The organism is Polaromonas sp. (assembly GCF_012927455.1).
In the GTDB taxonomy this organism is placed as follows: Bacteria; Pseudomonadota; Gammaproteobacteria; order Burkholderiales; family Burkholderiaceae_C; genus Polaromonas.
This window is the reverse complement of sequence record NZ_JABBPE010000015.1, coordinates 585,126-605,371: the sequence shown is the minus strand read 5'-3', so window position 1 is coordinate 605,371 and position 20,246 is coordinate 585,126. Positions and strand designations below refer to the sequence as shown.

At 63.0% G+C, this 20,246-nt stretch carries 22 protein-coding genes; 9 read left to right on the top strand and 13 right to left on the bottom strand.

The window, feature by feature from the left end; translation table 11 throughout:
- Window positions 1-144 precede the first annotated feature (144 nt).
- From otnK to otnI, 3 genes are all read left to right on the top strand, one after another.
- On the top strand, window positions 145-1,443 hold the full coding sequence (gene otnK / locus HHJ18_RS14940; protein ID WP_296916546.1) for a 3-oxo-tetronate kinase: 1,299 nt from the start codon (window positions 145-147) through the stop codon (window positions 1,441-1,443).
- An 8-nt stretch (window positions 1,444-1,451) separates the two neighbouring features.
- Window positions 1,452-2,156, top strand: coding sequence for an aldolase (locus tag HHJ18_RS14935; protein ID WP_296916647.1), 705 nt, complete (start codon window positions 1,452-1,454; stop codon window positions 2,154-2,156).
- Window positions 2,157-2,223: 67 nt separating this feature from the next.
- Window positions 2,224-3,045: a 2-oxo-tetronate isomerase gene (gene otnI, locus HHJ18_RS14930; protein WP_296916544.1), complete on the top strand. Its 822-nt coding sequence runs from the start codon at window positions 2,224-2,226 to the stop codon at window positions 3,043-3,045.
- A gap of 243 nt (window positions 3,046-3,288) precedes the next feature.
- Here the strand turns inward: otnI and HHJ18_RS14925 are convergent, their stop codons facing one another.
- Entirely contained in the window at window positions 3,289-4,185 is an 897-nt protein-coding gene (locus tag HHJ18_RS14925; RefSeq protein WP_296916542.1) for a LysR family transcriptional regulator, read from the bottom strand.
- A 139-nt stretch (window positions 4,186-4,324) separates the two neighbouring features.
- Between HHJ18_RS14925 and HHJ18_RS14920 the strand changes: the two genes are divergently transcribed.
- The gene (locus HHJ18_RS14920; protein ID WP_296916541.1) at window positions 4,325-5,800 is read left to right on the top strand and encodes an MFS transporter; all 1,476 of its coding nucleotides are present in this window, start codon (window positions 4,325-4,327) and stop codon (window positions 5,798-5,800) included.
- Between the two features lie 164 nt (window positions 5,801-5,964).
- Here HHJ18_RS14920 and HHJ18_RS14915 read toward each other — a convergent pair whose 3' ends face one another.
- From HHJ18_RS14915 to HHJ18_RS14885, 7 genes are all read right to left on the bottom strand, one after another.
- Window positions 5,965-6,912 (bottom strand): ribokinase, encoded by a 948-nt coding sequence (locus HHJ18_RS14915; RefSeq protein WP_296916539.1) that lies wholly within the window; start codon window positions 6,910-6,912, stop codon window positions 5,965-5,967.
- Window positions 6,913-8,211 (bottom strand): TRAP transporter large permease, encoded by a 1,299-nt coding sequence (locus HHJ18_RS14910; protein ID WP_296916538.1) that lies wholly within the window; start codon window positions 8,209-8,211, stop codon window positions 6,913-6,915.
- On the bottom strand, window positions 8,208-8,687 hold the full coding sequence (locus tag HHJ18_RS14905; RefSeq protein ID WP_296916537.1) for a TRAP transporter small permease: 480 nt from the start codon (window positions 8,685-8,687) through the stop codon (window positions 8,208-8,210). Before HHJ18_RS14905 ends, HHJ18_RS14910 begins: the two co-directional genes overlap by 4 nt.
- A gap of 25 nt (window positions 8,688-8,712) precedes the next feature.
- A complete protein-coding gene (locus HHJ18_RS14900; protein WP_296916536.1) occupies window positions 8,713-9,729 on the bottom strand; it encodes a sialic acid TRAP transporter substrate-binding protein SiaP in 1,017 nt (338 codons plus the stop codon).
- Window positions 9,730-9,797: 68 nt separating this feature from the next.
- The gene (locus tag HHJ18_RS14895) at window positions 9,798-10,739 is read right to left on the bottom strand and encodes a dihydrodipicolinate synthase family protein (protein ID WP_296916534.1); all 942 of its coding nucleotides are present in this window, start codon (window positions 10,737-10,739) and stop codon (window positions 9,798-9,800) included.
- A complete protein-coding gene (locus HHJ18_RS14890) occupies window positions 10,736-11,443 on the bottom strand; it encodes a GntR family transcriptional regulator (protein ID WP_296916532.1) in 708 nt (235 codons plus the stop codon). The genes HHJ18_RS14895 and HHJ18_RS14890 overlap by 4 nt, the downstream gene beginning before the upstream one ends.
- The gene (locus HHJ18_RS14885; RefSeq protein WP_296916530.1) at window positions 11,440-11,886 is read right to left on the bottom strand and encodes an RbsD/FucU domain-containing protein; all 447 of its coding nucleotides are present in this window, start codon (window positions 11,884-11,886) and stop codon (window positions 11,440-11,442) included. The genes HHJ18_RS14890 and HHJ18_RS14885 overlap by 4 nt, the downstream gene beginning before the upstream one ends.
- A 141-nt stretch (window positions 11,887-12,027) precedes the next feature.
- On the opposite strand from HHJ18_RS14885, the gene HHJ18_RS14880 reads away from it, so the two are divergent.
- From HHJ18_RS14880 to HHJ18_RS14870, 3 genes are read left to right on the top strand one after another with little or no spacing between them, the layout of a single operon-like run.
- Window positions 12,028-13,032, top strand: coding sequence for an aldo/keto reductase (locus tag HHJ18_RS14880; RefSeq protein WP_296916528.1), 1,005 nt, complete (start codon window positions 12,028-12,030; stop codon window positions 13,030-13,032).
- Window positions 13,029-13,862, top strand: a complete 834-nt coding sequence (locus tag HHJ18_RS14875; protein ID WP_296916526.1) for an amidohydrolase family protein — start codon at window positions 13,029-13,031, stop codon at window positions 13,860-13,862. Before HHJ18_RS14880 ends, HHJ18_RS14875 begins: the two co-directional genes overlap by 4 nt.
- Window positions 13,863-13,921: 59 nt before the next feature.
- Complete coding sequence (locus tag HHJ18_RS14870; protein WP_296916524.1) at window positions 13,922-14,425, top strand: GNAT family N-acetyltransferase; 504 nt, start codon at window positions 13,922-13,924, stop codon at window positions 14,423-14,425.
- A 136-nt stretch (window positions 14,426-14,561) separates the two neighbouring features.
- Here the strand turns inward: HHJ18_RS14870 and arsB are convergent, their stop codons facing one another.
- The 5 genes from arsB to HHJ18_RS14845 form a co-directional block, all read right to left on the bottom strand.
- Window positions 14,562-15,611 (bottom strand): ACR3 family arsenite efflux transporter, encoded by a 1,050-nt coding sequence (gene arsB / locus HHJ18_RS14865; protein WP_296916522.1) that lies wholly within the window; start codon window positions 15,609-15,611, stop codon window positions 14,562-14,564.
- Between the two features lie 37 nt (window positions 15,612-15,648).
- Window positions 15,649-17,421, bottom strand: coding sequence for an arsenical pump-driving ATPase (gene arsA, locus HHJ18_RS14860; RefSeq protein ID WP_296916520.1), 1,773 nt, complete (start codon window positions 17,419-17,421; stop codon window positions 15,649-15,651).
- Window positions 17,422-17,438: 17 nt separating this feature from the next.
- Window positions 17,439-17,801 (bottom strand): arsenite efflux transporter metallochaperone ArsD, encoded by a 363-nt coding sequence (arsD, locus tag HHJ18_RS14855; RefSeq protein ID WP_296916518.1) that lies wholly within the window; start codon window positions 17,799-17,801, stop codon window positions 17,439-17,441.
- 58 nt (window positions 17,802-17,859) lie between these two features.
- Window positions 17,860-18,360, bottom strand: coding sequence for an arsenate reductase ArsC (locus HHJ18_RS14850; RefSeq protein WP_296916516.1), 501 nt, complete (start codon window positions 18,358-18,360; stop codon window positions 17,860-17,862).
- A gap of 121 nt (window positions 18,361-18,481) precedes the next feature.
- A complete protein-coding gene (locus tag HHJ18_RS14845) occupies window positions 18,482-18,832 on the bottom strand; it encodes a metalloregulator ArsR/SmtB family transcription factor (RefSeq protein WP_296916514.1) in 351 nt (116 codons plus the stop codon).
- 87 nt (window positions 18,833-18,919) lie between these two features.
- On the opposite strand from HHJ18_RS14845, the gene arsC reads away from it, so the two are divergent.
- Both arsC and arsH read left to right on the top strand, forming a co-directional pair.
- Entirely contained in the window at window positions 18,920-19,351 is a 432-nt protein-coding gene (gene arsC, locus HHJ18_RS14840; protein ID WP_296916512.1) for an arsenate reductase (glutaredoxin), read from the top strand.
- A gap of 88 nt (window positions 19,352-19,439) precedes the next feature.
- Window positions 19,440-20,087, top strand: a complete 648-nt coding sequence (arsH, locus tag HHJ18_RS14835) for an arsenical resistance protein ArsH (RefSeq protein WP_296916646.1) — start codon at window positions 19,440-19,442, stop codon at window positions 20,085-20,087.
- The last annotated feature ends 159 nt before the right edge of the window (window positions 20,088-20,246 follow it).

Genomic DNA, 20,246 nt, shown 5'->3' with positions numbered 1-20,246 from the left:
AGCGAACGACGCGCAGCGGGGAGCGTAGGAGCGGTGGAATCGCCCGCGTCAGGACTACCCAAGCGAGGGCCGCAGAACAGGCTTTGCCGGGCTGCAGGCGCAGCGGCCCCCTCGGGGGGCAGCGAACCACACGCAGTGGGGAGCGTGGGGGCCCGCCTCCTTCTAGGCTGTATTGCCGACGATTTCACCGGCGCCACCGATCTGGCCAACAACCTGGTGCGTGCCGGCATGCGGGTGCTGCAAACCATAGGCGTTCCCGATGCGCCGCTGGACCGCGAAGTTGACGCTGTGGTGGTGGCGCTGAAGTCGCGCACCATCGCGCCCGAAGCGGCGGTGCGCCAGTCGCTGCAGGCCCTCGCATGGCTGCAAGCGCAAGGCAGCCGGCAAATCTACTTCAAATACTGCTCTACGTTTGACAGCACCGCGCAAGGCAATATTGGCCCGGTGACAGAGGCGCTGATGGACGCTTTGGCGAATGTGGAGGGTGGGGATTTCACCATTGCCACGCCCGCCTTTCCGGACAACCAGCGCACCGTCTTCAAGGGCCATTTGTTCGTCGGCGATGTCCTGCTGAGCGAAAGCGGCATGCAAAACCACCCGCTGACGCCCATGACCGATGCCAATCTGATCCGCGTGCTGCAGGCGCAGTGCCGCCGCCAGGTCGGGCTGATCGACTACCGCGTGGTGGCGCAGGGCGAGGCGGCAATCCGCGCGCGCATCGCCGAGCTGCGCGCGCAGGGCATCGGCATCGCGGTGGTCGACGCGCTTTCGAACGACGATTTGCTGCGCCTGGGGCCCGCGCTCAAGGAGATGGCGCTGCTGACGGCTGGCTCTGGCGTGGCAATCGGGCTGCCGGCCAACTTTGGTCTGGCGCCATCGTCGATCGCCAGCGCGCTGCCGGCGCCTACGGGTTGGCAGGCGGTGCTGTCGGGCAGCTGTTCGCTGGCGACCAATCGGCAGGTGCAGGCCTTCATCGCCTCTAGCCGACCGGCGCTGGCGCTGGACCCGCTGCGCATGGCCGAGCAACTGGCCGCGGGCGTCGATGTCGCCGCCGAGGCGCTGGCCTGGGCCACGCCGCTGCTGGCTGGCGGCCCGCTGCTGATTTATTCCAGCGCCGACGCCGAGGCCGTTAAATCGGTTCAGGCGCGGCTGGGCGCCGCAGAAGCCGGCACGATGGTCGAGCGCGTGTTGGCGGCCATCGCCCGCGTACTGGTCGAGCGCGGCGTGCGCCAGCTGGTCGTGGCCGGCGGCGAAACCTCGGGCGCCTGCGTGCAGGCGCTGCACATCACGCAAATGCAGATAGGCCCGCAGATAGACCCCGGCGTGCCGTGGTGCCACGCGCAGTCGGACGCCGCCGGGCAGGGCGGTTTGCACCTGACGCTGAAGTCCGGCAACTTTGGTGGCGATGACTTCTTCAGCAAAGCCTTCGCGGTGTTGCCATGAACGCGGCGCTGACAGAGAGCAAGGCCAGGGAAGAAATCTGCCGCATCGGCAAAAGCCTGTTCGACCGGGGTTATGTGCATGCCACGGCCGGCAACATCAGCGTGCGGCTGGGCGCGGCGCAGGGCGGCGGTTTTTTGATCACGCCCACCGACGCCTGCCTGGGCCAACTCGACCCGGCCCGGCTGGCCCGGCTGGACGACAAGGCGCAGCAGACCGGGGGTGAAAGTGCTAGCAAAACAATAGCGCTTCACGCCCATATCTATTGGGCTGCAGCATTATTTGATGATAAAATAAGCTGCGTTATCCATACCCACAGCGGCGCCTGCGTGGCCGCCAGCCTGCAGCCAGCGCAGCAGGCTGGCACCGAACAGCGCGAGTTGCTGCCGGCGCTGACGCCGTACTTCGTGATGAAAGTCGGCCATGTTCCGCTGATTCGCTACCACCGGCCCGGCGACCCGCAAGCCGCAGAACGGGTTGCGCAAGTCATCCAGCAGTATGGCGCCAGGGGTACGCCCATCCGCGCCGTCATGCTGGAGCGCCTCGGCCCCAACGTCTGGCACAACTCGCCCGCTGCCGCCATGGCCACGCTGGAAGAGCTGGAGGAAACGGCCAGGCTCTGGCAGCAGTGCCGAGCCAGCGGCCAGCCCATGCCCGCGCCCTTGTCGGCCTCGCAGATCGACGAATTGCGACAGAATTTTGGCGCGCGCTGGTAGCTTGCGCTGATAGCTCCTTTACGCTGCGTTTTTACGTTTCAACCCGCCACATCGAGGTCAAACCGCCATGCCCCAATTTGCCGCCAACCTCTCCATGCTTTACCCCGAGTTCAGTTTTCTCGACCGCTTCGAGGCCGCCGCCAGCGACGGCTTCAAGGCCGTGGAATTTCTCTTTCCCTACGACCATCCGGCAGCTGAAATCAAGGCGCGGCTGCAAGGCAACGGCTTGCAGCAAGTGCTGTTCAACGCGCCACCTGGCGACTGGGCCGGCGGCGAACGCGGCATGGCCTGCCTGCCCGGACGCGAAGCCGAGTCCCGTGACGGCATGGCGCGCGCCATCGACTACGCGCTGGCGCTGGAATGTCCGCGCATCCATGTGATGGCCGGTCTGGTGCCAGCCGGGGTAGCGCGCACCAGCCTGCAAGCCGGCTATATCGCCAGCCTGCAATACGCTGCGTCAGAAGCCGCCAAGGCCGGGCTGGATGTGCTGATCGAGCCCATCAACACCCGCAACATTCCAGGCTTCTTCCTGAACCGCCAAGACCAGGCGCATGAACTGATCGCGCTGATAGGCGCGCCCAATGTCAAGGTGCAGATGGATCTGTACCACTGTCAGATCGTCGAGGGCGACCTGGCCATCAAAATTCGCCAGTATCTGCCGACCGGCCAGGTCGGGCATTTCCAGATCGCCGGGGTGCCCGAGCGCTTCGAGCCCGATGTCGGTGAGCTCAACTTTGCCTACCTGTTCGACGTGATTGACGAGGTGGCACAAGCCTGCGGCTGGCAAGGCTGGATTGGCTGCGAATACAACCCGCGGCTGGGCGCGCAGCCCGGCGGCACCTCGGCCGGGCTGGGCTGGCTGAAAAAATTGCCTGGCATGGGCCGCTGATCAATCGCCCCGCTGGCCAGCAGAGTGGCGTGGTTGCTATCATTATAATAGCTACTTGCGCTCGCTGTTGTTGGGCTAGAGGCACTTTTAATGCCTTTTTTAGCTTCCCGGCTGACTGCAGGATGCGCTACGTGGGTCGCCTCAAAAAAAGAATATTCCGTGCACTTTGTCGGCTTCGCTAGCTATACGTCTGTACTGTCGTCGCTTCGCGTTCACGAATGATCTGGAAATGGAATGACCCCTTCAGCGCATCGCCGCACAGGTATCCAGAACAAGGCCGCGCAGCCAACGATGCGCTAAATCGGCATTCAGCCGTGGGTGCCATAGCAATGAAACCGTGACCTCGGGTGTGAAGAACGGAAGGGAAAAACTATGCATTTCGTCGCGCAGGTTTCCAGTGTGCCGTTCGGGGACACTGGCGATCAGGTCGGAAGCCCGAGCGAGAGCCAGCGCGGTCGAAAAGCCACCGACGATCGTGACGATCTCCCGTTCCAGCCCCAGCGTACTCAAAGCTTCATCAATCGGTCCTTTATCGAGACCTCGCCGCGAGATGCTGATATGCCTTCCAGCTGCATAACGGGAAAGGGTGACCTCGCCCTGGCTCAGCGCGTGCCCCATTCGCACGACGCCAATGAAACGGTCCCGGAACAAGGCCTGCGCTCGCACCTCCGGACCAGTCGCCATTCCGATAACTCCAGTTTCCAGATCGACAGCGCCGTCGCGAAGTGGCGTGCTGTCTTTGTTGGGCTTCTGCACAAAGCGCAGCCGCACGCCGGGTGCTTCCTTGCCGACGCGAGCAATCAGCGCCGGCCCGAAATTTTCCACAAAACCTTCACTGGTCCGCAGCGTGAAGGTTCTGACCAGCTGTTTGAGCTTGATCTTCCCGGCAGGGCGTAGAGCCGCTTCTGCGTCCTGCACCAGCTGGCTGACCCGCTCGCGGAGTTCGAGCGCTCGGGGTGTGGGAACGAGACCTCGTCCAGCCCTGACCAGCAGCGGATCGCCCGTCGTCTCACGTAATCGCGCCAGCGCCCGGCTCATCGCCGACGGGCTCAGCCGCAACCGCTGCGCTGCGCGCGCCACGCTGCCTTCCGCGAGCAGCACATCCAGGGTGACTAGCAAGTTGAGATCGGGTGTAGCCATGCATCGACCATAGCGCAGTTTGATCGTGATATGGCGTCAAACGCACGGATAAAGTGAAAACGGAGCGCCTTCCGCTATGTCAGACAAAGAACTACGCTTGCATATCAGCCATTTCGGGCGTCGTTAGAGGAAGGAATTCATGTTGAAGTCAATCATTGCAGGACGAGATGAGGCAGTCGCTGGAAGTGCCGGAAGTGCGCAACGGACATCTCCGGTTCGGTGGGCGCTTGCCAGTCTTTCGCTATCCATGTTGCTGTCCTCGCTCGGCACCAGCATCGCCAATGTGGGGCTGCCGACTTTGGCACAGGCATTCGATGCCTCCTTCCAGCAGGTCCAGTGGATAGTCCTGGCTTATCTGCTCGCCATCACCACCCTGATCGTCAGCGTCGGACGGCTCGGTGACATCATCGGCCGCCGCCGGCTGCTACTGGCCGGAATCTTCCTGTTTACGGTGGCATCCAGCTTGTGCGGCGTTGCGCCCACACTCTGGCTGCTAATTGCCGCCCGGGCGGCGCAGGGCTTGGGCGCGGCCATCATGATGGCCCTCACCATGGCTTTTGTCAGTGAGATAGTGCCGAAGGCCAAGACCGGTAGCGCCATGGGGCTGCTGGCAACCATGTCCGCGATTGGCACCGCGCTCGGTCCATCGCTTGGCGGCGTTCTTATCGCCGGACTCAGTTGGCGGGCCATCTTCCTCGTCAACCTACCGCTGGGACTCCTGGCTTTTTCTCTCGCGCATCACTACCTGCCGGTGGATCGCCGCGGGCCGAAGACCGACAGTGCCGGCTTCGACAAGGTGGGCACGCTGCTGCTGGCTCTGACGCTCGCGGCGTATGCCCTTGCCATGACGATAGGGCGGGGCAGTTTCGGTCCGCTAAACCTGGCGCTGCTGTCCGCTGCGTTCTTCGGTGTCGGCCTCTTCGTGCTCGCCGAGTCGAGAGCTGCGTCACCTTTGATCCGATTGGCGATGTTCAGCGATCCCGCGCTGAGTGCGAGCCTTGCCATGAGCGCGCTTGTCTCGACGGTGATGATGGCGACGCTGGTGGTCGGGCCGTTCTATCTCTCTCGTGCGCTTGGACTCGATGCGGCCATGGTTGGACTAGTGTTGTCGGTCGGCCCGCTTGCCGCCGCGCTGACCGGTGTGCCGGCCGGTCGCATTGCGGACCGTTTTGGCGCACAACGCATGACCCTTGTTGGGCTCATTGGAATGGTGGTTGGATCCTTCATTCTGTCCATGCTGCCGGCGACGCTCGGCATCCCCGGCTATATCGCTCCCATGGTCGTCATCACCGTCGGCTATGCGCTGTTCATGACGGCCAACAACACCGCCGTCATGACCGATGTTCGCGCAGATCAGCGGGGCGTCATTTCAGGCCTGCTCAGCCTGTCGCGCAATCTCGGGCTTATTACCGGTGCATCCGTCATGGGCGCCGTGTTCGCGTTTGCATCGGTGACGGCCGACATCACCACAGCGCTTCCCGAGGCCGTTGCCTCGGGTATGCGGATCACGTTCGCAGTCGCGGCGATTCTGATCGTCGTAGCGCTCGCCATCGCAGTGGTAACTTACCGCCGCACATTGCGCAACTTGGTACTTGCTCCGGAAGCAGAGTTGTAGGTGAACAAGAAAAAGTCGGATGACCTAGCGGCGCTTTAATTCGCTCGGGCTCGACCTTCAAGATCAAGCGTGAGTGTCCGTGGACCTTCGTCATCTTCGCTATCCGGGGTATGCGGCAGAACCCCGGAAAATTCTCTCGGGAAACATCGACACTGAAAAGACCTCTACGTCAGCAAGGCAGCCACCGCCGCCAGCGTCGGAATACCCTCAATCGCTCCCGCACGCGTGACCGACAGTGCCGCAGCGGCATTGGCCCACTGCATGGCGCCGGCCAGCGCTTCGCCGCGCGCCAGGGCGGCCGCCAGCGCGCCGGTGAAGGTGTCGCCGGCGCCTACGGTGTCGCGCACAGCCATGGCCCTGCCCGCGACTTCGACCGGCGCCTGGTCGCGCTGATAAAGCCGGCAACCGGCAGCGCCCAGCGTGACCAGCACGGCGCCAACGCCGCGTGTCAGCAACTGCGCCGCTGCCGCATCAATCGACCCCGCGTGCGCCGCGCCCGCCAGCTGAAACAGCTCGCTCTCATTGGGCGTGAGCACGTCCACCCGTGCCAGCAATTCATCGGGCAGCGGGCGTGCCGGTGCGGGATTCAAAATGGTGAGGGCCTTGCCAGCGCTGCCGTGGGCCATTTGAAAAGCCTGCAGCGCAGCTTCAATCGGGACTTCGCACGACGCCATGACGACGCGGCAGCCGGCCAGCAAAGCGCCGGCCGCCTGCACCTGCTGTGCGCCCAGACCGGCGCCGGCACCCGGATAGACGGCAATGCTGTTGTCGCCGTCGGCGTAGACCAGGATTTGCGCCACGCCACTGCGCTCGCCGGGGGCGCATTCGACATGGCCGGTGGCAATGCCTTCGCCGTGCCACAGCGCCAGGCCCATGCGCCCAAACTCATCGTCTCCAATGCGCGCAATCAGCGCCACGCGGGCACCCTGGCGGGCTGCGGCGACAGCGGCATTGCTGCCTTTGCCGCCGGGGCTGATGCTGAAAGCACTGGCCATCAGCGTCTCGCCGCGCGCCAGGGGTCGGGCGACGTGGGACACCAAGTCAGCGTTCCAGCTGGCGACGCAGACCACGTCAACCGTTTTGCGGCTGGACGCGCTTGAATCGCTGGTCATTTACTTGCCCCCGTAGCCCATGGTCTGCGGCAGCCACAGCACGATCTGGGGAAAGAATGTCATGGCCAGCAGCAGCAGTAAGAGCATGACCAAGAAAGGCCAGCCTTCCTTCATCATCTCGGCAATTGGAATGCCGGTCAGCGCCTTGGTGACGAAAAGCAGCATGCCGAAGGGTGGATGGATCAGCCCAATCATCATGTTCAGCACCACCAGCACGCCGAAATGCACCAAATCCACGCCCAGCAGCTTGGCCGCCGGCAGCAGCATCGGCACGAACACCAGCAGCAGCACCGACACATCCAGGAAGCAGCCCAGCACCAGGAACATCACGTTGACCATCAGCAAAAAGCCGATCTGGGAGAAATGCATGCTGTCCACCCACAGCGCCATGGCCTGTGGCACGCCTTCGGCGGTGAAGGCATAGTTCAGGATGAAGGAGCCCGCCAGAATCATGGTGATGACCGCGCTGCCCCGAGTGGACTCCATGACGACGCCCCAGAAGGTGCGCCAGGTCAGCGCCCGGTACACGACGCCGGCCAAAATCAAGGCATGGAAGGCTGCCACCGCCGCCGCCTCGGTCGGGGTGAAGGCGCCCGAATAAATGCCGCCCAGCAGCACGATGGGCATGGACAGCGGCAGGGCGCCCCGGTAGATGATGGCCGGCCATTCGTTCAGGGGTATCTTGGCTTCGCGCGGCATGTTGCGCTTCACGGCAATGAAATGCACGACCACCATCATCAAGATGGCCATCAGGAAGCCCGGCACCACACCGCCCAGGAACAGCGCGCCCACCGACGCGCCCGACACCATGGCGTAAATCACCATGGGAATCGACGGCGGAATAATGGGGCCGAGCGTGGCGCTGGCCACAACCACGGCGCCGGCAAAACCCCGGCTGTATTCGGGCTTTTTCAGCATCTGGCGAATCGTCACCAGGCCCGGCCCGGCGGCGTCGGCAATGGCGCTGCCGCTCATGCCCGAAAACACCACGCTGACCAGAATGTCAACTTGCGCCAGCCCGCCGCGCATGCGCCCGACCAGGATGCGGCAAAAGTCGAAGATCCGCTCGCTGACGGTGCCGGCATTCATGATGTTCGCGGCAAACACAAACAGCGGCACGGCCAGCAGCACGTAGCTGTTGTACAGCCCGTTGCCGACCTGCTCGGCCACCAGGCCGATGTCCTGCTGCTTGGCAATCAGGTAGGCAATGCCGGCAGCCAGCATTGAAAAGCCGATGGGCATGCGCAGCGCCATGCCCGCCACCAGGACGAGGGAGAGAACCAGAATTCCGGACGTCATATGCGCAGCTCCGCTTCAAGACCAATACCTAAAGCCGCGTTCCAGATGGCTAAAGCCGAGCGAATCACCAGTGCCGCCAGCAGCAGCACGAAGGGCAGAAAGACCCACATGAAGGACACGCCCAGCACCGGTGTTCCTTCCCGGGCCATGAAATGCACATAGTCCCAGCTAGCCGGGATGCTGTACAACGCCAGGCCGCCGATCAGCAGGTTGCCGACGATCTGCATCACTTGGCGGGCACGCTGGCTGACGCTGTTCCACAGCAGGTCGAACACCACATGCTCGCGCTCGGGCACCACAAACGCGGCCGCCCACAAGATGACCCAGACATACAAAATCACGGCGGCTTCGTCGGTCCACGCCATCGGCTTGTTGAAGCCAAAGCGCGCTGTGACCTGGACCACAAATACGATGAACAGGGTCAGGAACAGTCCGCCGCCAATCACATTGGCGGATTTTTGGAACCAGCTTTTCATGATGATTCAAACAGGCGCGCTGCGTTTACTTGGTCGCATTGATGCGCTCAAGCAAGCCTTTGGGCCAGACCTTGGCGTAGTCGGAATTCTGGTAGGTCGTTTGCACCGACTTGCGGAAGGCGTCCACATCCGGCGTGGTGACCTGCAGGCCCTGCTGCTTGAAGAAATCCACCAGTTGGCCTTCTTCCTTCAGGCGGTTCTCGTTGTTGTAGCCTGACGCGGCCTGTGCTGCCGCCTTGACCTTTTGCTGTTGCACAGGCGTCATTGCGTTCAGGGCCTTGCTGGAAATGGCGATGAAGATGCCATCGACAAGATGGCTGGTCAGCACGATCTGTTTGGTCACTTCATAGAACTTGGCGGCGCGCACCGAGGGCAGCGGATTGTCCTGGCCGTCGATGGTGCCGGTCTTCAGGCCCAGGTAGACCTCGCCAAACGCCAGCGGCGTGGCGGTTGCGCCCAGCGCTTCGCCCAGGAACAGCCATTCCTTCGAACTGGGCATGCGCAGCTTGATTCCCTTGAGGTCAGCCGGAACCTTGACGTTGCGCGGGTCACGCAGGTTGATCTGCCGGGTGCCAAGGTAGACGGTGGACAGCGGCGTCACATCCATCTTCTCCGCCACGGCCTTGAACATCTCGGCACCGATGGGGCCGTTAAACACCTTTTGCTGGTGCTCCGGGCCCGTGATGACGTAGCCGGCGGTGAAGATCGAGAACTCGGGCACCAGCTTGGCAATGTCGAACGCGGAGATTGACGACAGCTCCAGGTTGCCGCGCGCCATGGCCGTCGGCTCGGTGCCCTGCTTGAACAGCGTGGCGTTCAGGTTGATTTGCACGTCGAATTCGCCGGGCGCGGACTTTTCCAGGTTGTCCTTGAAGACGGTCCACATCTTGGCATGCCAGTCGTCGGGCACGGCTGGGGTTGAAACGCGCAGCAGCACCTTGTTCTGGGCCTGGGCCTGTTGGGGGTAAAGCAGCAGGGCGCCCATCAGCACGATGGCCGAAGCAGTGGCCAGCAGGGTGCGGCGAAGCAGGGAATGGGTCATGGTTGTCTCCTTGTCGTTAATCGGTTGGCTAATTTGTCAAAAAAATCGGGGCCATCGGCAGGCCGGGTTCAGTCGGATTCGGGATCGATGCCAAATGCCCGGATAGACTTTTCCAGCGCCTTGAACTCGTCGGCGGTCAGCGCCACCAGCGGCGCGCGCACGCGCAGCCACGCGGGCTCGCCGCTCAGCATGGCCATGATGCCCTTGAGCGCTGGCATCAGCGAATAGCCATCGAGCAGGCCGATCAGCTGGACCACGCGCTGGCGTTCGGCCGGCGTGGTGGGCTCATCAGGCTGCGTCACCAGGCGATCAACCACGCGCGGCATGAAGTTGGCCAGGCCGCTGATGGCGCCCGTGCTGCCGCGCCGGCCCATTTCCGGCAGGTCGGGCTCGAAGCCAACATACACCGTCATGTCCTTCATGAAAGCCTCGGCCAGGCCGATGGAATGCGCGGTCGTGCAGGCGCTGTCCTTGATGCCCAGAATGGTGTCGGGGTACTGCTGCTTGAGCGCGGCAATGACATGGTGCGACAGGCTGACGCCCGTCACCTGCGGGATGTGGTACAGGTAAAGCTTGAGTTTTGGCAGGTCCTGGCCCATGCCGTCGATCACGTAGCGGTAGCTGTCGATGACGCCCTGGTCGGACACGCCCTTGAGGAAAAACGGCGGGAGCATCAGGCAGCCGTGTACGCCGGCGTTGACCGCATGGCGCGTCAGCTCAAGCGTCTCGGGAAGGGCGGCGCAGCTGGTGGACACCATGATGTGCGCGGCCGGGATGCCATTGGCAATCAGCTGCTCGATGGCTTCCTTGCGCTCGGCCACGGAAAACGACGGACCTTCGCCGGTGGTGCCGAAGGCCGTCACGCCAGGACAGCCCCGGGCGATCAGCGACTTGCAGTGTGCCGCGAACCGGGCGTGGTCGATGCCCAGGTCAGCATTGAGCGGCGTGAGCAGGGCAGGCCAGATGCCGCGAAAGGCGTCAAGCTGGGCGGAATTGGGGGGTGTGGTCATCCAAGGTTCTCCAAAGACCACGGCATGGCGGGCCGTGGCAGTCCAAGCACGCGAAGGTGCGCGCTTTCAATGTGGTGGCCGAGCCGCTCCAGCACGGCCTGCGCATCGCGCCGTTTGAGGGCCTCGATGAACCAGAGGTGCTCTTCCATCGCTGGAACCAGCACCTGCGGCGACAGGGTCGAGCATTCGAGCTTGATCAGGCGCACGCGCAGGCTGTTGATGCGGTACACCTCGGAAATCAGTTCGTTGCCCAGCGCGTCGATCATCAGGTCGTGCAGGCCCCAGTCCACGGCGGTGGCGTCCTTGAGCAGGTTGTCGTCAATGCGGCCGCTGCGCGCGCGCCGCACGATGTCCAGGTGGTTTTGCTCAATGACGGCCAATTCGCGGTCGGACACGGTGGTAACAAAGCGGCTGGCGGCCTCCCCCTCCATCAGCCGGCGCAGCTGGAAGGCGTTGTTGATCAGCTTGAGATCTACATGGGCGACCTGCAGGCCGCGCTGCGGCACGGTTTTAAGCAGGCCCTCGGCTTCCAGGCGCGGAATCAGTTCGCGCACCGCGCCCAGCGGCATGCCCAGCAGCTGCATCAGCTCACGCTGCGAGATGAATTGACCAGGGCGGATGTTGGCATCGACGATCTGCTGCTGAAAGCTTGCATAGGCCTGCGCGCGCAGGCTGCCGGTGGCGACGGAGGAAGCGGTGCTCATGGCGAGTCGCTTGCGATAACGCCCTTGCGCAGCACAATATTGCCGTATTTGCGCGAGTCGCCGGTGCGCAGGATCACAAAGGCCGACTGCGCGCGCTGGTAAAAGTCAAACCGCTCCAACGTCGCGGCCGGCGCTTCGCCAGCCGCTTGCAACGCAGCGGCGAATTCTGCCACCGGCCCGGGCACCGTGACTGCATCGCCCACCATCTGCATGGTCCAGGCCGCTTCAGGCACGAAATCGTCCAGCGGCAGGATCTGCAGCACGGCTATCAGGGCCTGCGTGGCGTTGGCGCCGGCCAGCTGCACCAGCCGCGCGCCGCCTTGGCGGGCCAGGGCGGCTGCAGGAAAGTTCGCATCGACGATGGCCACGTCGTCGCCATGGCCCATGCTGGCCAGTGCATGCAGGGCATCGGGTGTCAGCAGCGAAGGAATCTTTTTCAGCATGGAAAAGGCGTTGTTTCTTGGTCAGCGCAACGTTGTGCCAAGGTGTGAAGTGCGTGGAATTTGTAGTCCGGGATTTCCCGGTGTTCACGACTGACATGTTAGTTATAGGATAGGTAAACTTTTATCGGGATTTACCCTGAAATGACATCTTTCTTTCCTCCCTGTGCCGACAGCGGCCTGCGACTTGGCTTGGGTGGTGCGCCGCTGGGCAACCTGTTCGCTGCCGTCAGCGATGAAGATACCAGCGCACTGCTGGATGCGGCCTGGGCCAGCGGCTGCCGCAGCTTTGACACCGCGCCGCATTACGGCCATGGCCTGTCCGAGCATCGGATGGGCCAGGCCCTGCGCAAGCATTCGAGGAATGACTTCATGCTGTCGAGCAAGGTGGGGCGCTTGCTGACGCCCGATGCCGGCGCGCCGCGCGCTCAGAACGGCTATGTCGAGATATTGCCATTCCGGCAAGCCTGGGATTTCAGCGCCGCCGGCACGCGCCGCAGCGTCGAAGACAGCCTGCAACGGCTTGGCCTGTCGCGGCTGGATGTAGCCTATGTGCACGACCCCGACGTGGCGACACATGGCGCGCGCGCGCCCGAGGTGTTGCGCCAGGTGCTGGCTGAAACCTTGCCGGCGCTGCAGCAGCTCAAACGCGAAGGCCTGGTCAGAGCCATCGGGCTGGGCACCAACGATGTGGCAGTGGTGTTGCAGGTGCTGCGCCAGGCCGACTTGGACGTGCTGATGCTGGCCGGGCGCTACAGCCTGCTTGACCACAGCGCGCTGCCCGAACTGCTGCCGCAATGCCGGGCGCGTGTCGTGCGAGTTGCGCTGGGTGGGGTGTTTAATTCGGGCATTTTGGCCACAGGTACGCGGGGCGGTGTGGCGACCTTCAACTATGCACCGGCTGCGCGTGATTGGGTCGAACGCACCGCGCAGATCGAAGCGCTGTGCCAGGTTTATGGCCTACCGATGCGGGCGGCGGCGCTGCAGTTTCCGCTGGCGCATCCGGCCGTGGAGATTGTGATGCTGGGCGCGCGCAGTGCGGCCGAATGGGCCGACGCGCAGGCCATGCTGCAGCACCCGATAGCGCCCGAATTCTGGGCGGCGCTGCGTGCGCAGGGGCTGATTCCTCCTGAATCGCCCACGCCATGAACATAGATGCCATAGACGCGCACTTTCATTGCTGGGAGCTGGCGCGCGGCGACTACGGCTGGCTGACACCCGCGCTGGCACCGATTTACCGCGACGTGACGGTCGGCGACTGGCAGGCCCAGTCGGCGCCGCAGGGCGTGAGCGGCGGCGTGCTGGTGCAGGCCGCACCGAGCGAGGCTGAAACGCACTTCCTACTGGCGCAGGCCGACGCGCATCCGGCCGTCCTCGGCGTCGTCGGCTGGGTCGATTGGCTGGCCGTCTATGCGCCCGCGCGCATTGAAGCGCTGGCGCAGCACGCCAGGCTTAAAGGTCTGCGCCCCATGCTGCAGGACCTGGGCGATGCGCGCTGGATCCTGCAGCCCGCGTTGGCACCGGCACTGCAGGCCATGTCCGATTGCGGCCTGGTGTTCGACGCACTGGTGAATGCCGTGCACCTGCCGCACATCGTGACGCTGGCCCGCCGTTACCCCGAATTGCGCCTGGTCATCGACCACGCGGCCAAGCCCGACATTGCAGCGGGCCAGTGGCAGCCCTGGGCCGACGGCATCGCGCAGCTGGCCGCTGAAACTTCTGCCCTATGCAAACTCTCAGGTTTGCTGACCGAGGCTGGCCGCCACCCCGCCGCTGGCGCCGTGCGGCGCTGGGCCGATCATGTGCTGGCCTGCTTCGGCCCCGAGCGGCTGCTGTGGGGCAGTGACTGGCCGGTGCTGGAATTCTCAAGCAGCTACGCGCAATGGTATGGCGAAACGCAGCAGTTGCTGGCCCACCTGAGCGCGCCAGAGCAGGCCGCCATCATGGGCGGGAACGCCAAGCGCCTTTATCGGCTTTGAACTATCGGTTTTGAGCAGTCTTTAGAATCACGCCATCATCCTTGACGGGGAAACATCGCGTGACCAAATCCACCCATTCCTACCTGCGCGTCTGCCGGGCCGACTACCACAACCCGGTGCATGCCAGCGCGCTGATTTTGCTGCTCGATGCCTACGCACGCGACCCGGCCGGTGGCGCCGACGCCCTCAGCGCCTTCACCAAAAAAAACCTGATCAAGGAACTGGCCGCGCGTCCGCAAGCCTTCAGCGTGCTGGCGTTTGACGACGTGCAGCCGGTGGGCCTGATCAACTGCATTGAAGGCTTTTCGACTTTTTCATGCCGACCGCTGATCAATGTGCATGATGTGGCCGTGCTCCCCAGCCATCGCGGCCAGCGCGTGGCCGAGAAGATGTTGGCACTGGTCGACCAGATCGCCCGCGAGCGCGGCGCCTGCAAGCTGACGCTGGAGGTGCTGCACGGCAACGCCAGCGCGATCAAGCTTTACCAGCGCGTGGGCTTTGCCGCCTACCAGCTTGATCCGGCGATGGGGCAGGCGCAGTTTTTTCAGAAGTGGCTGGATTGAGGCTTGGCTAGCAGCCGGTACGCAACTGCGTTGTCGAATTCAGGTGTCAAATCGGGCTTTAGGCCAATTCAAGATACAACCTCAAGCTGTAAAAACAGGCGGAAAGACATGGACTGGCGCATGGCCCGAGTTTTTGTCATGCTGGTGATTTCTCGTACCAGCCCTTTGAAGCGTTGACCACCCGTACAACCAGCAGCATCGCCGGCACCTCAATCAGTACGCCGACCACTGTCGCCAGCGCTGCGCCGGAGTGGAAACCGAACAGGCTGATGGCGGCGGCCACTGCCAACTCGAAGAAGTTGGATGCGCCGATCAAGGCGGACGGGCAGGCGATGTTGTGTTTTTCACCAACGGCGCGGTTCAGCCAGTAGGCCAGGGCCGAATTAAAAAACACTTGAATCAGGATCGGCACGGCCAGCAGCGCGATCACCAAGGGCTGCTTCAAGATCGCTTCGCCCTGAAAGGCAAACAGCAGCACGAGGGTTGCCAGCAAGGCGGTAATCGACCAAGGGCCGATCTTCGCCATCGCTGCGTCAAATGCCGCTTCGCCTTTGGCCAGCAGCGCCTTGCGCCAAAGCTGTGCCAGTATCACCGGAATCACGATGTAGAGCACCACCGACGTGATGAGTGTTGTCCACGGCACGATGATGGCCGAGATGCCCAGCAGAAACGCTACCAGCGGGGCAAAGGCGACGACCATGATGCTGTCGTTCAACGCCACTTGCGAGAGCGTGAATAGCGGATCACCGTTGGTGAGCCGGCTCCAGACAAAAACCATCGCCGTGCAGGGCGCGGCGGCCAGCAGGATCAGGCCTGCGATGTAGCTGTCGATCTGGTCCGCCGGCAACAGGGGCGCGAACAGGGTACGGATAAACAGCCAGCCGAGGAAGGCCATCGAGAACGGCTTGACCAGCCAGTTCACGAACAACGTGACGCCGATGCCGCGCGCATGCTGGCGCACTTCATGCAAAGCGGAAAAATCAACCTTCATCAGCATCGGGATGATCATGACCCAGATCAGCAGCCCGACCGGCAGGTTGACATTAGCGATTTCCAGGCGGCCGATTGCCTGAAAGAGTCCTGGCAACAACTGGCCAAGGGCGATGCCGATGACGATGCACAGGAACACCCACACCGTCAGGTAGCGCTCAAATACGCTCATCGGCGCGCCCGACGTTTTTTTCATGATGATTGCACATTGGGCAGACAAAGCATTGGCCTTTTCAAGTTGTCGGTTGCGTGATGCAGCCGGCGAGTTTCAGCAGACGCTCAACGCCGACCGGTTCTTCTCTCAGAAGCGGCACAAGCGCATAGCGCTGGGCGTGGCGGGTGGCTACGGCGTCGATTTCCCGCAGCTCGTTGCGCGCACGCTGACGCAGCAAGGGGGCGTTTGGCTGCGCGGCTGCCACGCTGTTATTGATGATCCAGGCCCAGGGCTCGATGCCGGCCCGGCGCAAGTCGGCCTGCAGGTTGGCCGCTTCCAGCACCGGCGTGGTTTCCGCCAATGTCACCAAGAGCACCTTGGTCTGTTTTGGATCTTGCAACTGCATCATTGGCGTGGTGAAGTGCACGGAGGTAGAACCCATCTGGCGCTCTATTTCACGATGGTAGGAACCGGTGGCATCAAACAGCAACAGCGTATGGCCGGTGGGGGCCGTGTCCATCACCACGAACTTTTTGCCGGCCTCGCGGATGATGCGCGAAAACGCCTGGAACACGGCGATTTCCTCGGTGCAGGGCGAACGCAAATCTTCCTCCAGCAGAGCCCGGCCCGCCGCATCGAGCTTAGCCCCTTTGGTCGCCATAACGTGCTGCCGGTAGCGCTCGGTCTCAAGCTGCGGGTCAATCCGGCTGACCGTCAGATGGTCGAGTGCGCCAGGCAGCGTTTCGGCCAGATGAGCAGCCGGATCGGACGTGGTGAGGTGGACCGGCAGGCCGCGATGGGCCAGTTGCACTGCGACGGCTGCGGCCAAGGTGGTTTCGCCAACGCCGCCTTTGCCCATCAACATCAGCAGGCCATGGCCGCCTAAGGCGATCTCATCAACCAGCGCCGAGAGACTCGGTGCTGCCAGGGCAATGGGCGGTTCTTCGTGGACCGCCAACTCGGGGCCTGTATCGGCGAGCAATTGCTGCAGGGCATCAAGCCCCACCAGATCGAAAGGTTTGAGCGCCACCTGATCGCACGGCAAGGCCTTGAGTACATCGGGAATAGCCGACAAAGCGGCTTGTTCGCGCTCGCAGATCGCCGCAGCCAGCGCATCGGTCGCCGCTTCGCTGCGGGGGAGAATGCCGTTGATGACGAGATACTGCTGCGACAGGCCGATGGCAGCGAGTTCGTCATGCGTGCGGGCGGCTTCGCGCAAGGTGGCCGCTTGCGCACGAGCGACCAGCACCAGGCGCGTGCGCCTGGCGTCGGCCAGGGCATCGACGGCGGCCTTGTACTGACTGCGATGTTTTTCAAGGCCGGCCAATGGGCCGAGGCAGGACGCGTCGCCTTTGCCTTCTTCCAGAAAGTCGCTCCAGGCACCGGGCAGCTGCAGCAGCCGGATGGTGTGGCCGGTCGGCGCGGTGTCGAAAATGATGTGGTCGTAGTCGGCATTGAGGGCCGGATCGGTCAGAAACGACGTGAACTCATCGAAGACCGCAATTTCGGTGGTGCAGGCGCCGGAAAGTTGTTCTTCGATGCTCTTGACCACGGCTTCCGGCAGTACGCCGCGCACCGGGCCGACAATGCGGTCGCGGTAGGCCTGTGCCGCTGCCTGCGGGTCGATTTCCAGCGCGGACAAACGCGCAACGGCAGGAATGGCGGTAACCCGGTTGCCGATGCTGACACCGAATACCTGCCCGACGTTCGACGCCGGATCGGTGCTGACCAGCAGCACGCGCTGCCCGGCTTCGGCGAGCGCGATGGCTGTGGCACAGGCGATCGATGTTTTGCCCACGCCGCCCTTGCCGGTGAAGAAAAGGAAACGCGGGGGCTGTTCGAGAAATTTCATGACGGCGGCCCCTTGGTTCAGCAGCAATTGCCGCCGGAGCAGCAGTTGCTGGCAGGTTTCGATTCGGCCCCAGGCTGTGCAATGCCCGCCCAGCGGGCCAGTTCGGCACGGCTGGGGTAGCGGCCGGCCAAGGCAACTTCGCCATCCAGAAGAATCAGTGGCAGCGCCTCGTGGCCGGAGCGTTCCAGGAAACTCTTCACAGCCGGATGTTCAGCAAACGCCATTGGTTGCTGGGCCAGGTTGAAGCGCTGGATCTGCGCGCCATTTTGTTTGGCCCAATCCGCGTCGGCCGAGAAGCTGAGCAAAGCCTGATCGATCTCGACACCGCACACACCGGTGCTGCAGCACAGCGCCGGGTCAAATACTTGTATGGTTTTCATTTTGAGCTCCATCTAACGTTGAAATAATGATTTGGACACTGACCGTTTCATGACTGGCTCAGGACTGGGTCAGATCGCGCGCGCTGGTCTGCAGCATCAGTTTGCCGACGCCGCTGGGCGGCAGATTGACCAGCAGGTCCAGGCGGCGGCGCATGGCGTGCAGGGTCAGCCGGAAAGCCTCCAGCTTTTGCGCGTCGTCACCGCCGCCTTTGGACGGGTCGGCATAAGCCCAATGGGCCGTGGCAGGCTGGCCGGGCCAGCAGGGGCAGACTTCGCCCGCCGCGTTGTCGCAGACCGTGATCACCAGATCCATGTGGGGGGCGTCGGGATGGCCAAACTCATCCCAGGTTTTACTGTGCAGGCCCTCTGTCGAAATGCCTGCGTTTTGCAGCACCTGCAAGGCCAGCGGGTGCGGCTGCTGATTCTCGCGCGGGCTGCTGCCTGCCGAATACGCTTTGAAGCGCCCCTTGCCTATATGGTTGAGCGTGGCCTCGGCCAGGATGCTGCGGGCCGAGTTGTGGGTGCATAGAAATAACACGTTGATGGCTTGGTCGGACATGGCATTTACCTTAAGGGGTTGGTTGGACAGTCGTGAGGCCATGGTGCTATAAAATAAATAGCGGCTTACGCCCGTGTCTATTGGGCTAGAGGCCTAAATCGTTGTTATTCGTCATGAATTTTCAGCAAGCGGCCGGCTTCGGGCCGCAGACCTGGCCTTCGCAGCAATGCTCGGTCAGATAGGCCAGCAGCGCGTTCATCTGCGCGATGTCGGCGCGGTAAATCAGGTTGCGGCCGCGTGGCTCGCTGCTGACCAGGCCGGAGTGCGCCAGCTCCTTGAGGTGAAAAGACAGCGCGCTGGGCGCGATGCCCAATTGTTCGGCCATGACGCCAGGCGTCAGCCCGTCAAGACCGGCTACCACCAGCGCCCGGAAAGCGCGCAGGCGCTGCGCCTGCGCCAGCGCCGCCAGCGCCTTGACGGCGGAACGCTCATCGAGTGAGATCATGGCTTCAGTCAGGGATATTGTTTCCATAATTCAAATATAATTGAATAATTAAATCGTTGCAAGTTTTCCCAATTTTTTTGTCCGCGGGAAGCGCTTTCAAAGGAGCTTCAAACCATGTCCAGCATCACAATCTTTCACAACCCGGCATGCGGCACCTCGCGCAACACGCTGGCGCTGATCCGCAATACGGGCGCTGAGCCCGAGGTGATCGAGTACCTGAAAACGCCGCCCACACGCGACCAGCTGCTGGAGTTGATTGCGCAAATGGCCGTGCGCATCCGGGACGTGATGCGGCGCAAGGAAAAAGCCTATGACGAGCTGAATCTGGACAACCCGGCGCTAGGCGACGACGCGCTGCTAGATGCCATGCTGACCCATCCGGTATTGATCAACCGGCCCATTGTGGTGACGCCGCTGGGAACGCGTTTGTGCCGCCCGTCGGAAGCGGTGTTGGACATCCTGCCACTGCCGCAGCGCGGCGCTTTCAGCAAGGAAGACGGCGAGGCGGTCATCAACGAGCGGGGAGAGCGTGTTGCTGGACACTAATCCTTTTAATCTGGTTAATCCCATTTCATCCGATCTGCCGAATATTGACGCAGCCTCGTTTGAAGTGCCTGCCACGGCGCGGCCGCAAATGGCACCACCCAGCAGCCACGCGCCGCGCGTTCTGCTGCTTTACGGCTCTTTGCGCGAACGCTCTTACAGCCGACTGCTGAGCGAGGAGGCGGCCCGCCTGCTGCAGGCCATGGGCGCCGAAACCCGCACTTTTGACCCGCGCGGCCTGCCATTGCCCGACGACGCGCCCGACACCCATCCCAAAGTGCAGGAACTGCGACAACTGGCGCACTGGGCCGAAGCCATGGTCTGGACCTCGCCCGAACGCCACGGCGCCATGACCGGCCTCATGAAGGCGCAGATCGACTGGATTCCGCTGGCCGACGGGGCTGTGCGGCCCACGCAGGGCAAGGCGCTGGCGGTGATGCAGGTGTCGGGCGGCTCGCAGTCCTTCAATGCCGTCAACCAGCTGCGCGTGCTGGGCCGCTGGATGCGCATGCTGACCATTCCTAACCAGTCATCGGTGGCCAAGGCCTTCCTTGAATTTGACGAAGCCGGCCGCATGAACCCGTCGGCGTATTACGACCGGGTGGTGGACGTGATGGAAGAGCTCGTCAAGTTCACCTTGCTGACGCGCGACCTGTCGCCCTGGCTGGTGGACCGCTACAGCGAGCGCAAGGAAAGCGCCGAGGCGCTGTCCAAGCGGGTGAACCAGCGCGCTTTGTAGGCGCACATCAGCACTTTTTAGACACTCAGCGGCGTGTTGCCGGTCGTATGGTTGGCGCGCCTTGCGTGCTCAGGCCTGCATGCATTTTAGGCCTGTAGCCCATGACTGACGGGCGCAAGCAGCTCCTGATTTGATAGCAAATGAGTTGTTGTGCCGCGC